This is a genomic window from Thiomicrospira microaerophila, assembly GCF_023278225.1.
GTDB lineage: Bacteria > Pseudomonadota > Gammaproteobacteria > Thiomicrospirales > Thiomicrospiraceae > Thiomicrospira > Thiomicrospira microaerophila_A.
The window spans coordinates 1,431,455-1,445,462 of sequence record NZ_CP070959.1; the positions used below are offsets into that span (position 1 = coordinate 1,431,455).

Consider the following 14,008-nt stretch of genomic DNA (forward strand, 5'->3'; position numbering starts at 1 on the left):
CTAGGTTTAAATTTGGGATCAATTTAGTCTCGATGCCATATAACCCTCATAATGTGCGATCAGATTACGATACATCTCAGGCAGTTCAGCGACGACAGAACTTTGAACACAACTCATACCCATAAGCTTTTTCTGCCAAGCTTGTATCTTTGGCAAATCTTGAAGCAAATCTAAATTACAATGCTGTTTTAACAAATCAAAACGCATCAACATCGGCGCATAAGCCGCATCAATTAAGCAGAATGCTTGGCCATTAAAAAAGTCCTGACCCGAATGAACCAACTCAAGGCGAGAAAGTAAGGCTTTAATGGAACCAATCATCATTTCACAAGATACCTGATCCTTTTCATGAATAATACCATGTAATCCTTGCATCCCCATCAACTCGCCCCCAAACGCAATCCAAGCCCGATTTTTTGCCTTAATCAACGGATCTGCAGGGTGTAATGACGGTGGGGTAATTTCATCAATATATTCTTGAATCACCGACGATTCAAATAACACTTCATCATCATTAACTTTTAAAACAGGCACCTTCCCCAAGGGCGAAATAGCATTAAACCATTCCGGTGGATTTTGTAAATCAATATAGGTTATCTTAAAGTCAACTTGCTTGTGCTTTAAGGTAATCACCGCTCTTTGCACATAAGGGCAAAGTTTAAAGCTAATTAACTCAAGCTGCGGAATGGAATCCATCTTAGCCTCTCCTTAAATTTTATTGGCTTGCACTAGCTGTTTAAATTTCTCATACAAACTGTCCTGACTCTCAACATACTCAGGATCTTTGATAATCACATCTAATGGACAAACACTAATACAAGTAGGGTTATCATAATAGCCAACACACTCGGTACACAAGTCCGGATTGATCTCATACACCTTCTCACCCATAGAAATTGCTTGATTAGGGCACTCTGGCTCACACATGTCACAATTTATACAGCCGGAAAGGATTTTTAATGCCATGATCTAAACCACACCCAACTCAGTTTGTTTGGCGGCCGCGTCGCGCCGGGTATCGCCTCCCCAGGATTCATTTCGCATTAGCAAACCAAACTTTAACACATCTTCGCTTAATCCTTTAAAAGGATTTGGAATACGCGCAATCCAACCCGAACCCAGTGCCGCATCGATAGGACGATCATACTTATCTCGCATCTCTTTTAGCACCAGGGTCATGTTACCGGCTGGAGTCATTATCTCAATTGAGTCGCCGACACAAAACTTGTTCTTAACATCAATTTCCAGATAGTCATCATTCGCTTCAATCACTTCACCGACAAAACGTTGACTATCAGATTTAGACACCCCATAGTCATAGTTTTGGTATTCTGAATGTACATGGCGTCGTAAAAAACCTTCGGTGTAGCCTCTGCTTGCTAAGCCTTCCAACTGTAATAACAAATCAGAGTCAAAAGGTTTGCCTTCTGCAGCGTCATCAATTGCTTTTCGATAAACTTGAGCGGTGCGCGCCACATAATAATGCGATTTGGTACGCCCTTCTATTTTCAGTGAATGCACACCGATTTTCACCAAGTCAGGAATCAACTCCACAGCACGCAGGTCTTTAGAGTTCATAATATAAGTACCATGCTCATCTTCATAGGCAGGCATCAATTCACCGGGACGCCCTTGCTCTTCCAACAACCAAACACGATCAGTGGTTTCACCTTCACCCAGAGTAGGGGCAGATTTTTTTTCTACGATAGATTCTGGAGCGGGCCGCCCGGTAGTACCTGTCAAATCCGTAATGCGCTCAATACCTACCACCTCACCAGCCACATTCTCTTTACCTTCATAGGTATTGTAGTTCCAACGACAAGCATTGGTACAGGTTCCCTGGTTTGCATCACGCTTGTTAATATAACCAGATAACAAACAGCGCCCCGAATAGGCGATACATAGTGCGCCATGAACAAAGACTTCCAACTCCATTTGCGGAACTTTTTCTCTAATTTCGCTAATTTCTTGTAAAGAAAGTTCGCGTGATAACACTACACGGGTTATGCCCATTTGATGCCAAAACTTAACTGTTGCCCAGTTAACCGCATTCGATTGCACCGATAAATGAATTTCTTGCTCGGGAAAAGCTTCCCGAACCATCATAATCAGCCCCGGATCCGACATAATTAAGGCATCCGGCTTCATGTTAACAACCGGCTCGATATCTTTCAGGAAGGTTTTTAACTTTGAATTATGGGCGGCAATATTTGTCACCACATAAAACTTTTTGCCAAGCTCATGGGCTCTTGCAATCCCTTTAGCAAGGTTATCATGATCAAATTCATTGTTTCGAACACGCAAGCTATAACGTGGCTGCCCAGCATAAACGGCATCCGCTCCATAAGCGAAAGCATATTCCATATTTTTCATGGTACCCGCGGGCGACAAGAGTTCAGATTTAAAGGTCATTGCGTTAATCTTCCTAATTAATAACCTAGTTATTTTATAGGAAATAGCCCAATTTGTCCTGCCAGATCTTTGTTTTTTCAGCTAAATTAAGCTGCGCGTGAGCCGGACTGGTCGAGGGTAAATCAATCAAAATTCTATCTGTAAAATAACTTGGACATGGCTTCGCTACATGTTTTTTAAACAATTGCGCTGCTTTAGCACCATTAAAAGCCACAACACTGCATTCTGGATGACGATCAAGCAAAGAAATAAAATCATTAACCTTCAAACCATCTGTTTGTATCGCAGCATCAAGGCTACCTTTTCGCTCGCAGTCGGACAGTACATCCCATAACCCAACCTTGCAGAATTTCAACATTTGATAACGCTTTTCATAGTCAGACGACCAAGCTTGATGACATAAGGTCGACATAACCGACCAGAACGCATTTCGAGGGTGGGCATAATAAGCCTGCTGCTTTAACGAAACACGTCCAGGCATAGAACCTAAAATTAAAACCCGCATTTCTGCGGGTTCAATAATGGACAAACCTTGGCAAACCATAAGCAGGCCTGCTTATTACTTATAATTAGCGTTTATAAAAGCTTCAATAACAGCAGATGAGTCCACAAATTGGGTTTCAACAATTGTAAGATTATCAAGTCGAATGAGCGTCACTTTCTCATCTTGCCTAGGTAAATTCTGGGTTAACTGACCCTCTCTATCTAATGCCATTTTAAAAGGATATTTTCGCATAGCAGGCATTGCAAACATCCGCGTAACCAATGCGGGCATCCTTGAAATATCCGCAATATAAACACCTTGGTGTCTAGCAAAATCATTAATTCCTGATTGATCTATCGCCTCTTTAGTCATCTTAGCCCCTTTGTTATGGTGACTAAATATTGCCCATTTAACACTAGAGTCTAACTGGATCACTTCTCCATGCTGATCTTCAAACGTGATTGGCTGTAGGCTTTGAGCCTGCACAAATGGAAATACCATTAAAAACGCCAACCCTGTTAACCATTGCTTAATCATAAACACCTCTTAGTCGATTCCTAAAAAATAAGTAACACATTATTTCAGATTTAAACAATGAAAGCCAATAACGAATGCATTCATAGACAATTAATTTTAAACAAAATTTAAACTCAAAGATGATCTAGATCAATTACATACAATATTAATATTATTTAAAAACAACAAGTGATAATATATCACTGCTATTTTAGTAGTTATAATTTAGTATATATTAATAAATTGGAGCAGTTTTATGTTAAAGATACTTGGTTTCATTATTTTGGGATTGTTCAGTTTTAACGCATGGGCCACCCAAATCAACGTGAACAAAGCTGAAGCACAGGTTATGGCTGAGGGCTTTGATGGCATTGGCATGGCAAAGGCAGAAGAGATTATTCGTCACCGTGAACAGCATGGCGATTTTAAAACGCTTAAAGATCTGGAAGATGTCAAAGGAATAGGCCCTAAAACCGTTGAACGCAATGCAGATAAAATAAAATTCAGCGATACTGAATAACAGCATATTAAAAAGCCAGGATAATACCTGGCTTTTTAATTTAATACATAAGGTTAGATAAAACTAATGTTTCTTTTTCGGTGCAATTAAATCCGTAATCGTCCCCTCAGCCATTTCCGCTGCAAATGCGAAGGTTTCGCTTAAGGTCGGATGCGGGTGAATGGTCAAGCCAATGTCCTGCATATCAGCACCCATTTCAATCGCTAACATCGCCTCAGCAATCAACTCACCGGCATTCGGCCCGACAATGCCCGCACCCAATAAACGATGGGTTTTCGCACAGAACAAAGATTTACTCATGCCTTCATCACGACCAAGGCTCAAGCTGCGACCTGAAGCCGCCCAAGGGAACACGCCTTTTTCATATTCAACGCCTTCGGCTTTAAGCTGCTCTTCGGTTTTCCCCGCCCAAGCCACTTCAGGGTCGGTATAAGCAACACTTGGAATACCCATCGGCGTAAAGGCGCTCGGCATGCCGCAAATGACTTCAGCTGCAACCTTACCTTCATGCACCGCTTTATGCGCCAACATCGGTTGACCAACAATATCCCCGATCGCATAGATATGATCGACATTGGTTTTCTGACGCTCATCCACCTCAATAAAGCCCCAATCATTCACCACAACACCGGCTTTTTCAGCATCAATCAGCTTACCGTTTGGTGTACGCCCTACCGCAACCAATACCCGATCAAAGGTATCTTGCGTAGGACAATCCTTGCCTTCAAATGACACCACCAAGCCGCCTTTTGCTGCTTCAACATGCGTCACCTTGGATTTTAAAAACACATTTTCATAACGCTTTTTAATGCGTTTAAGTAACGGACGACTTAAATCCTTGTCTGCACCAGGAATAATGGTGTCACCTAGCTCAACAACAGTCACTTTTGAGCCGAGCGCATCATAAACCTGCGCCATTTCCAGACCGATAATACCGCCGCCAATCACCAATAAACGCTTCGGTATTTCTTCAAGTTCCAGCGCATCAGTAGAATCCATGACACGCGGATCGTCATGCGGAATAAACGGCAATTTAATCACACGCGAACCTGCCGCGATAACGGCCTGCTGGAATGCAATCGTCTGCTCAGAACCATCATCCGCTTTAACACTGATGGTATTAGCCGAGGTAAACTTGCCATAACCGGTGACAACCTCTACTTTGCGTTGTTTAGCAAGTGCGCCCAAGCCTCCGGTCAATTTTTTAATCACACCGTTTTTATAATCGCGCATTTTATCTAGGTCAATCGTTGGCTTGCCGAATGCAATTCCATGATCCGCCATCTCTTGCGTTTCATTTAGAATCACTGACATGTGCAGCAATGCTTTTGATGGAATACAGCCCACATTTAAACACACACCGCCAATCACAGGATAACGCTCAATCAAGATCACTTTTTTACCTAAATCGGCCGCACGAAACGCAGCCGTATAGCCACCCGGCCCACCACCCAAAACCACCACTTCGGCCGTTTTGTCAGCTGCAGGTAAATCACTGGCCGCGACGGGCTGAACCGCTGATGCGGCTTGGGATTGCGAAGCTTGTTGCGCTTTAGGGGCATCAGCCAGTTTCGCAGGGCTTTCATCAGCAATTTCCATTTTGCCAATCACCGTGCCCGCACGAACCTTATCGCCTACTGATACCGTTAATTCAACCAGTTTTCCGGCATAGGGTGAAGGCACTTCCATCGTGGCCTTATCCGACTCTAGCGTTAGCATAGAATCATCTTGCAACACCTCATCACCCGCCGCCACTAATACTTCAATCACATCCACATCAGCAAAGTCGCCAATATCCGGAATACGAATCTCTACAATTTGACTCATAATGACTCCTTGGTTTACAGCAATAATTGACGGATATCCGCCAAATGCTGACCGACAAACTGAGTGAATCGAACGCCTTCAGCCCCATCCACCACACGGTGATCATAAGAAACACTAAACGGCATGATTAAGCGTGGCTGGAAATTCGCACCATCCCAAACCGGCTGAATCGCAGCTTTGGATACGCCCATAATGGCCACTTCAGGCGCATTTACAATCGGCGTAAACTGCGTACCGCCGATACCACCCAAGCTCGAAATACTGAAACATCCACCTGATAAATCTTTTGGTGAAAGCTTACCATCACGTGCTTTAGTACTCAGTTCCATCAGATCACGCGACAAATCATAAATCGACTTTTGATCAACATCACACACTACCGGCACCACCAAACCATTGGGCGTATCAACTGCGATGCCGATATTGTAATAACCTTTGCGAATCAAGCTTTGGCCATCCGGTGACAAGGAGGCATTGAAATTTGGGAAAGCCTTTAACGCGGCCACCACTGCTTTCATAATAAACACCAGCGGTGTTAACTTAACACCGGCTTTTTCTGCCTGGACTTTCATATCTTTGCGGAATTGATCCATATCGGTAATATCACACTCGTCAAACTGAGTGACGTGCGGAATATTCAACCAAGCCGTTGATAGATGTTTACCGGACAGCTTTTTAATACGACTTAGCTCAACCTGCTCAATAGCACCAAACTGTGAAAAATCAATCGTCGGTACCGCTGGAATCCCCGTGCCCGATGTCATCGCACCGGTTGATACCTGTCCACTCATGACCGACTTAACAAAGGCTTCAACGTCTTTTTTTAGAACGCGTCCCTTATTACCCGAACCTTTAACCTTACTTAGATCCACACCCAGCACGCGAGAGAAGGCACGAACAGCGGGCGAAGCGTGACTCAACGCCCCCATAGGCTGATGATTGACCGGCTTAGGTGTGTTTTCTACCGATTTGGCTAAGGGCAAGCCGACATTTGAAGAATGGGTTTCTTCATGCACAGCTAAAGGCTTAGCCGGTTCTACTGGGGCAGGTTTAGTCGGTTCAGGTTGAGCTGCAGATCTCGGAGTACTTTCAGTTGCTGCATCTACTTCGATATCACAAATATAGGTGCCTTGCTTGACCTTATCACCGACCTTGATTTGAATATTGCTGACTTTACCCGTGTGGCTTGCCGGCACTTCCATCGTTGCTTTATCAGACTCAAGGGTTAAAACTGAATCGTCCAGCTGAATCTGATCGCCGTCATTGACTAAAATTTCGATCACATCCACTGCGTCAAAATCGCCAATATCCGGAACTTTAAATTGAATTTTCGCCATAAATATTTTCCTTAAACAGACAACCAGGCCTGCTTTTTGAGCCGACCTGGTTGAATGAAATTATGCATGAACAGGGTAAGGTTTTTCTGCATCCAAACCGTATTTCTCAATAGCTTGCTGCACAGTCTCAGCCTTAATCTTACCTTGCTTAGCAAGGGCCTTCAGCGCTTCAACCACAACATAGTAACGGTTTACTTCAAAGAATTTGCGCAACTGTTCACGCGTATCCGAACGCCCAAATCCATCCGTTCCCAACACATGATAGTCGCCTGGAACATACTCGCGAATGCGATTGGCATAATCACGAATATAATCGGTTGCAGCAATGAATGGCCCTTGCGCACCCGCTAATACTTGGGTCACATAAGGCACTTTAGCCTGTTGGGTAGGGTGCAGTGTATTCCAACGTTCAACCTCAATCCCTTCACGACGTAACAGGTTAAAACTCGGCGCAGACCAGATATCGGCCGCCACATCCCAATCTTGCTCCAATAACTCTGCGGCGGCAATGACCTCACGGAAAATCGTACCTGAGCCCATCAACTGCACGCGGTTTTTCGACTTAGCGCTAGAGGTTTTAAAAGCATAAATCCCTTTCAAGATGCCTTCTTCTGCACCTTGAGGCATTGCTGGGTGGCTATAATTTTCATTCATTGCGGTGATGTAATAGAAAATATCTTCCTTATTTTCAATCATGCGCTTCAAGCCATCTTGAATAATGACGGCCATTTCATAACCAAAAGTTGGGTCATAACTCATGCAGTTTGGCACCGCATCAAACATCACCAAGTTGTGACCATCTTGATGCTGCAAGCCTTCACCTTCAAGCGTTGTGCGACCCGCTGTACCGCCAATTAAGAAACCGCGTGCGCGTGAATCGCCTGCAGCCCAAGCCAAGTCACCAATACGCTGGAAACCAAACATCGAGTAATAAATATAAAAAGGAATCATGCTTACGCCATAATTGGCATAAGCTGTTGCAGCGGCAATCCAAGAAGACATCGCACCGGCTTCGTTAATCCCTTCTTCCAACACCTGACCGTTAGACGATTCTTTGTACCACATTAGCTGATCCGAATCGACCGGCTCATAAAGCTGACCCGCCGGATCATAGATACCCACTTGGCGGAACAAACCTTCCATACCAAAAGTACGGGCTTCGTCTGGAATAATCGGCACAATGCGCTTGCCAAGCTGCTTATCACGTAATAAAACAGATAAGGTTCTGACAAACGCCATGGTCGTAGACATTTCGCGATCAGCCGTGCCATCTAATAGCATTTGAAAGGCACTGAGTTCAGGCACAGGCAAGCTTTCTGAGGTGTCTTGACGACAAGGCAATGCCCCGCCTAATTTAGCGCGATGTTCTTGCATGTATTTCATAATCGGACTATCAGCGTCTGGGCGATAAAATGGTACATCATTTTCCAACTGCTCATCTGAAATCGGTACCGAGAAACGGTCACGGAAATATTTCAAACCATTTACATCAAGCTTTTTCTGTTGGTGCGCGCTGTTCGCAGCTTCACCAAACTCGCCCATACCATAGCCTTTGACAGTGTGCGCCAAAATCACCGAGGGTTGACCCTTGGTTTCAGAAGCGCGTTTGTAAGCATTATAAATCTTACGCGGTGAATGGCCGCCACGGGTTAAGCGGAAGATATCCTGGTCACTCATATCCTTGACTAATTCAAGCAATTCAGGGTATTTACCAAAGAAATGCTCACGCACATAGCCACCATTTTTGGCTTTATAAGCTTGGTACTCACCATCAACCACCTCACCCATGCGCTCAATCAGCTTACCGCTGGTGTCTTTGGCCAACAACGTATCCCAACCGGTACCCCAAAGCACTTTAATCACGTTCCAACCCGCACCACGGAACATACCTTCAAGCTCTTGAATAATCTTGCCATTCCCACGCACAGGCCCATCAAGACGCTGCAGATTACAGTTCACCACAAAAATTAGGTTATCTAAATGCTCACGTTGCGCGAGTTGAATCGCACCGCGTGATTCCGGCTCATCCATTTCACCGTCACCTAAATAAGCCCAAACCTTGCGACCTTCAGTTTTGGCTAAACCGCGTTTATCCATATATTTCATAAAACGCGCTTGGTAAATGGCCATTAATGGCCCAAGCCCCATCGATACGGTTGGGAACTGCCAAAAATCCGGCATTAACCAAGGATGCGGATAAGAAGACAGACCATTCCCATCAACTTCTTGGCGGAAGTTTTTTAATTGATCTTCAGTTAAACGGCCTTCAAGAAAGGCGCGCGAATACATACCCGGTGCGGTATGACCTTGAAAGAACACCATGTCGCCACCGATTTCATGACCCGGCCCCTTGAAGAAATGGTTGAAACCGACTTCATAAAGCGTACAACTTGAAGCATAAGACGCAATATGTCCACCCACGCTAGTTTCACGGTTTGCTTTCACTACCATCGCCATCGCATTCCAACGCAAAATAGAGCGCAGTCGTTGTTCAATGCTTAAATCACCTGGGTAACTTTCTTGTTCTTCCACGGCTATGGTGTTGATATAAGGCGTATTGGCAGAATAAGGAATATCAATGCCGTGAACACGGGCTTTTTCAATCAAGGTAGCGATAATATGATGGGCTTTGTCTGTGCCTTCAAATTGAACTACGGCTTCAAGCGCATCTAACCACTCTTGAATTTCTTGCGGATCTTGATCAATAAACTGATCGCTCATAAAGTGCACCTCTTGGGTATTAACCGAGCACAACACCGGGTCGGCAGCGGCTCTTTTTGTCGTTAAAGAGCTCATTTCATTCAAATTATTGATGAAATAAAAGAATTGAAAAATGAACTCGAAGGTTTAAATCAAAACTAAATTGCGCAAATAATATCACTTTTCACGACAAAAAGCATGAGGAGGGATGTAACTTGACAAGGAAAGGATAATAAAATCTTTAATTTTCAATGACTTGACTTGAAAGCCAAAATTTCTTTAAACAGTCTTCCAATTGAATTAAGGCTTGATGATAAACCTGCTGTTTAAAACTCACTACGTCTTGGACTGGCTGCCAATAATCCACCCATGACCAAGTTTCGAACTCCGGTGTTGAATGGTAAGAGAGGTTAATCGACTCCTCCGGTGCTTCTAAGCCCAACATAAACCAAATCTGCTTCTGACCAATACAAACCGGTTGACTGTAATGACGAATGAGGTGTTTCGGTAGATCATAATGCAACCAATCTTCCGTTCTTCCCAAAACGCGAACATCCGAAGGTGACAGGCCAACCTCCTCTTTAAGCTCACGAAATACCGCTTGCTGGGGCGTTTCATTTTCACGAATACCACCTTGAGGAAACTGCCAAGCATCTTGATATACTCGCTTACCCCAGAACAATTTGCCCTGTTTATTGGCAATAATTATGCCCACATTTAAGCGGTAACCATCCTGATCGATCACAAAATATTCCCAAATAAAATTTTATATTTAATTAATAAGCTAATAATGCCGAAAAAAGGCTTAACTTTCAATTAAAAACCCGTCTAATTTGACAAAAACAAAACGACGGGCTTGTTGAAAACCAACTTCTCTATTAGGATTAGGTTTTTTTAATTCATAATGAGAAGCGTCATGCCTTTAGCAATTTTCGACCTAGACAACACCCTAATCGCGGGTGATAGCGACTACCTTTGGGGCGAGTTTTTAGTTCAAAATCAACTTATTGATGCCAAAGAGTACCAGGAGCAAAATCAGCGTTTTTATCAACAATACAAAGAAGGCACCCTCGACATATACGAATACCAGGCCTTTTCGCTCAAACCCCTTAGTGAGCATCCGATAGAACAACTCCAATCATGGCACAATGAATTCATGAAAATAATGATCGAACCCATTATGTTGCCAAAAGCCCAAGCAGCTATCGAACAGCACAAATCCAAAGGCGACCAATTGCTCATTATCACCGCCACAAATAGCTTTATTACTCGACCGATTGGCCTAAAACTTGGAATCGATCAATTAATTGGCACCGAGCCTGAAAAAGTTAACGGACAATACACTGGACGAGTGGAGGGCATCCCCTCATTTCAACAAGGTAAAATCACACGTCTTAATCAATGGTTAAATCAGAACCCCGTATCCCTTGAAGGCAGCTTTTTCTACTCTGACTCACACAATGATCTACCCCTTCTTGAAATAGTCGCTCATCCGATTGCGGTTGATGCCGATGAAACGCTAAGTCAAGTAGCTCAACAAAGAGGATGGAAACAAGTCAGTTTTCGCTAAGACTCAAAACGCAACTGATAGGGGCGCGACATTTCAGCCAGAAGACCGGGCAAACTAAAGGTTCGCGCCTTTTCAATAAATCGCTGACCATCAATGTACACCTGCACCACAGGCAAGGAAAACACGCCTTTTTGCGAACAGATCTTGGTATGTTTCTGGCAATCAATATAGACCAATTCTAATTGCGCAAACCCATCAGCTAACGCTTGCATCAGCTTTGGCTTAATAATTTGACATACCCCGCAATGCTCCCCACCAAACAACACAACCAGGCCTGGTTGAGTTTCAATAAGTTGTTCTAAAACTTCAAGATTTTCTACTTGCTGCACTCTTCAACACTCCATAACCAAGCCGCACCAATAACGCCGGCTGAATCGCCTAATTTTGGTGACCTCAGTTGAGTCACCACCTCATCACTAAACACCCAGTTTTGCCAACGCCTTGGCACTTCAGAATAAAGCTCTGCTATTTGACTTAATCCGCCCCCTAGCACTATCACCTCTGGATCAAAGACATTAATCACTGATGCCAAACCCTTTGCCAACCAATCATAATAACACTGCATCCATTGCACCGCGCAGGCTTCACCCAGCCTCATTTGTGCCACTATTTCTTTTGCCGTCAAAACACACCCTGTCGCTTGTTGATAGCGTTTTGCTAGGCCGGGCCCTGATAAAAAGGTTTCAATACAATTGTTTTTACCGCAATAGCAGGCCTGCTTAAAATCATTGCGGCCTAACCATGGCATAGGATTATGCCCCCACTCCCCCGCAATCGAATTTGAACCTTGAATAATATTTCCGCGATAAACTAAACCGCCCCCACAGCCAGTACCAATAATGACACCAAAAACAGATTCAGCACCCTTCGCTACGCCCTGAGAAGCTTCCGCCAACGCAAAACAATTCGCATCATTCGCAATCCTTACAGGTCTAGCCAAGGACTGCTCAAGGTCACCTTTTAAATCCTCACCAATCAACCAAGTTGAATTCGCGTTTTTTACCCGCCCTGTTTTTGCCGACAAGGCTCCGGGGATACCCAACCCCAAGGTGGCTTTATAACCCAATGCCATTTCAGATTCAGCTTGCTCAACCAAGTTTACTAAAGCCTGTATCGTCGCCAAATAATCACCTTGAGGTGTCTGAATTCGCCGACGTAACAGCGGCTCGCCATCGGACTGAATGGCGACAATTTCAATCTTTGTACCCCCTAAATCAATACCAAGGCGTACCATTTAAACAACCATCCCATCAAAAGATTGCTGCTCAAGTTGCTTTAACCACTGAATTTCCTGCTCAGAAAAACCCGCTTCTCGTCTGGCATCATAATTAAACGGTCCACGTATATCACCGTGAAAATATACACTTAAAATACGCTGAAACTCATCAAAAGGATTTAATGCACGCTGCTCACACAAATAACGATACCAATAAGTACCCACCGCAACATGCCCAACCTCATCACGTAATAGAATCTTCAAAATTTCAACCCCACGATGATCACCAATAGCCCTCAATTTTTTAATCATAGCCGGCGTTACATCTAGTCCACGCGCCTCTAAGGTTCTGGGCACCATAGCCATGCGCACCAACACATCATGATCGGTTTCATAAGTGGTTAACCAAAGGCCATTATGTGCCGGAAAATCGCCGTAATCATGGCCCATACTATCAAGATGCTCACGAATCATTTGAAAATGGTAGGCCTCCTCACCCGCCACACCTAACCAATCCTGGTAGTATTTAAACGGCATGGTTTGAAAACGATAAATAGCATCCAAGGCCAAGTTAATTGCATTAAATTCGATATGAGCAATAGCATGCATCAATGCGGCATGCCCCTCTTTACTACCCAAACCACGCCTTACTAAATTTCTTGGTGCTACCAAGTCCGGTTTGCTTGGCCGCCCAGGCTCAGCGATACGCATAACGGCATCTAATGGGCTAAATTCAAAATTTTGCTCACTCCAATTAAATAGTAATTGATCAAGCTGTTTTATTTTTAGTGACAAATCGGTGCACAACAAGCACTCATAAACCGAAGAGAATAGGTTGATCTTAGCCATAGTTCTACAAAACATAAGAGGGTTAAATTAACAAAAAAAAAGCCGGCTTGCGCCGGCTTTTCGAGATGCATCACCTACATCATCAATAACAGGGAATTATTGACGATAGTAAACCGCCATTAAGTAGCGAACACCCATGAAGTTCTTAGTGTCAATCGCGTTAAATAGGATAGCCCATTTTTCACGATCTTCAGGCGTCATAACTGAATAAGGTGCTTTTACATACTCCTTACCGTCAGCCGCCGTGAATTTCCACTGAGACTTATACTTCTGCTCCATCGCAGTAAGTTCAGCTTTACACTGATCAAGCGTAGCTTTCTGTTGCACTTCACGCGCAGCAGTGTTACCACCCTTGATACCTGCTTCAATCAGCATTTTTGCATCGCTTACACACTGCTCGTAAACAGAAGAAGCATGAACATTCATCGAGAATGCCGCTACACCTGACAGAAACAAAGCTTTAAGAGTTAATTGTTTCATTGAATACTCCAAAAAGGTTTTGCCTCTCTAGCAAAGCCTATTTTGCCGTTTTTAAACCTAAACTGCAAGCCAAACTTCATAGAATATTACCAAATAC

General features: G+C 43.8%; 15 protein-coding genes. 2 read left to right on the forward strand and 13 right to left on the reverse strand.

The window, feature by feature from the left end; genetic code table 11:
* Window positions 1–18: 18 nt before the first annotated feature.
* From JX580_RS07035 to JX580_RS07055, 5 genes are read right to left on the reverse strand one after another with little or no spacing between them, the layout of a single operon-like run.
* A complete protein-coding gene (locus tag JX580_RS07035) occupies window positions 19–696 on the reverse strand; it encodes a glutathione S-transferase family protein (RefSeq protein ID WP_248849841.1) in 678 nt (225 codons plus the stop codon).
* A 12-nt stretch (window positions 697–708) separates the two neighbouring features.
* The gene (locus JX580_RS07040) at window positions 709–966 is read right to left on the reverse strand and encodes a YfhL family 4Fe-4S dicluster ferredoxin (RefSeq protein WP_248849842.1); all 258 of its coding nucleotides are present in this window, start codon (window positions 964–966) and stop codon (window positions 709–711) included.
* Between the two features lie 3 nt (window positions 967–969).
* Window positions 970–2,412: a tRNA 5-hydroxyuridine modification protein YegQ gene (gene yegQ, locus JX580_RS07045; RefSeq protein WP_248849843.1), complete on the reverse strand. Its 1,443-nt coding sequence runs from the start codon at window positions 2,410–2,412 to the stop codon at window positions 970–972.
* 34 nt (window positions 2,413–2,446) lie between these two features.
* Window positions 2,447–2,956: a DNA-deoxyinosine glycosylase gene (locus tag JX580_RS07050; protein WP_248849844.1), complete on the reverse strand. Its 510-nt coding sequence runs from the start codon at window positions 2,954–2,956 to the stop codon at window positions 2,447–2,449.
* 15 nt (window positions 2,957–2,971) lie between these two features.
* Complete coding sequence (locus JX580_RS07055; protein ID WP_248849845.1) at window positions 2,972–3,433, reverse strand: hypothetical protein; 462 nt, start codon at window positions 3,431–3,433, stop codon at window positions 2,972–2,974.
* Between the two features lie 235 nt (window positions 3,434–3,668).
* Here JX580_RS07055 and JX580_RS07060 point away from each other — a divergent pair, with 235 nt between their 5' ends.
* Window positions 3,669–3,932 carry a ComEA family DNA-binding protein gene (locus JX580_RS07060; protein ID WP_248849846.1) on the forward strand — a complete coding sequence of 88 codons (264 nt, stop codon included), beginning with the start codon at window positions 3,669–3,671 and terminating at the stop codon, window positions 3,930–3,932.
* Between the two features lie 63 nt (window positions 3,933–3,995).
* Here the strand turns inward: JX580_RS07060 and lpdA are convergent, their stop codons facing one another.
* The 4 genes from lpdA to JX580_RS07080 all read right to left on the reverse strand — a co-directional run bounded on the left by lpdA (window position 3,996) and on the right by JX580_RS07080 (window position 10,541).
* Window positions 3,996–5,759, reverse strand: coding sequence for a dihydrolipoyl dehydrogenase (lpdA, locus tag JX580_RS07065; protein ID WP_248849847.1), 1,764 nt, complete (start codon window positions 5,757–5,759; stop codon window positions 3,996–3,998).
* A gap of 14 nt (window positions 5,760–5,773) precedes the next feature.
* Complete coding sequence (gene aceF, locus JX580_RS07070) at window positions 5,774–7,096, reverse strand: dihydrolipoyllysine-residue acetyltransferase (RefSeq protein WP_248849848.1); 1,323 nt, start codon at window positions 7,094–7,096, stop codon at window positions 5,774–5,776.
* A 60-nt stretch (window positions 7,097–7,156) separates the two neighbouring features.
* The gene (gene aceE / locus JX580_RS07075; protein ID WP_248849849.1) at window positions 7,157–9,817 is read right to left on the reverse strand and encodes a pyruvate dehydrogenase (acetyl-transferring), homodimeric type; all 2,661 of its coding nucleotides are present in this window, start codon (window positions 9,815–9,817) and stop codon (window positions 7,157–7,159) included.
* Between the two features lie 220 nt (window positions 9,818–10,037).
* Window positions 10,038–10,541 carry an RNA pyrophosphohydrolase gene (locus JX580_RS07080; RefSeq protein ID WP_248849850.1) on the reverse strand — a complete coding sequence of 168 codons (504 nt, stop codon included), beginning with the start codon at window positions 10,539–10,541 and terminating at the stop codon, window positions 10,038–10,040.
* 171 nt (window positions 10,542–10,712) lie between these two features.
* On the opposite strand from JX580_RS07080, the gene JX580_RS07085 reads away from it, so the two are divergent.
* On the forward strand, window positions 10,713–11,366 hold the full coding sequence (locus tag JX580_RS07085) for an HAD family hydrolase (RefSeq protein ID WP_248849851.1): 654 nt from the start codon (window positions 10,713–10,715) through the stop codon (window positions 11,364–11,366).
* Here JX580_RS07085 and JX580_RS07090 read toward each other — a convergent pair.
* The 4 genes from JX580_RS07090 to JX580_RS07105 form a co-directional block, all read right to left on the reverse strand.
* Window positions 11,363–11,695, reverse strand: a complete 333-nt coding sequence (locus JX580_RS07090; RefSeq protein ID WP_248849852.1) for a thioredoxin family protein — start codon at window positions 11,693–11,695, stop codon at window positions 11,363–11,365. The genes JX580_RS07085 and JX580_RS07090 overlap by 4 nt on opposite strands.
* Complete coding sequence (locus JX580_RS07095; protein ID WP_248849853.1) at window positions 11,683–12,600, reverse strand: ROK family protein; 918 nt, start codon at window positions 12,598–12,600, stop codon at window positions 11,683–11,685. The genes JX580_RS07090 and JX580_RS07095 overlap by 13 nt, the downstream gene beginning before the upstream one ends.
* Window positions 12,601–13,431: a ferritin-like domain-containing protein gene (locus tag JX580_RS07100; RefSeq protein WP_248849854.1), complete on the reverse strand. Its 831-nt coding sequence runs from the start codon at window positions 13,429–13,431 to the stop codon at window positions 12,601–12,603. It abuts the gene before it with no gap.
* A 96-nt stretch (window positions 13,432–13,527) separates the two neighbouring features.
* Entirely contained in the window at window positions 13,528–13,911 is a 384-nt protein-coding gene (locus JX580_RS07105) for a hypothetical protein (protein ID WP_248849855.1), read from the reverse strand.
* Window positions 13,912–14,008: the final 97 nt, after the last annotated feature.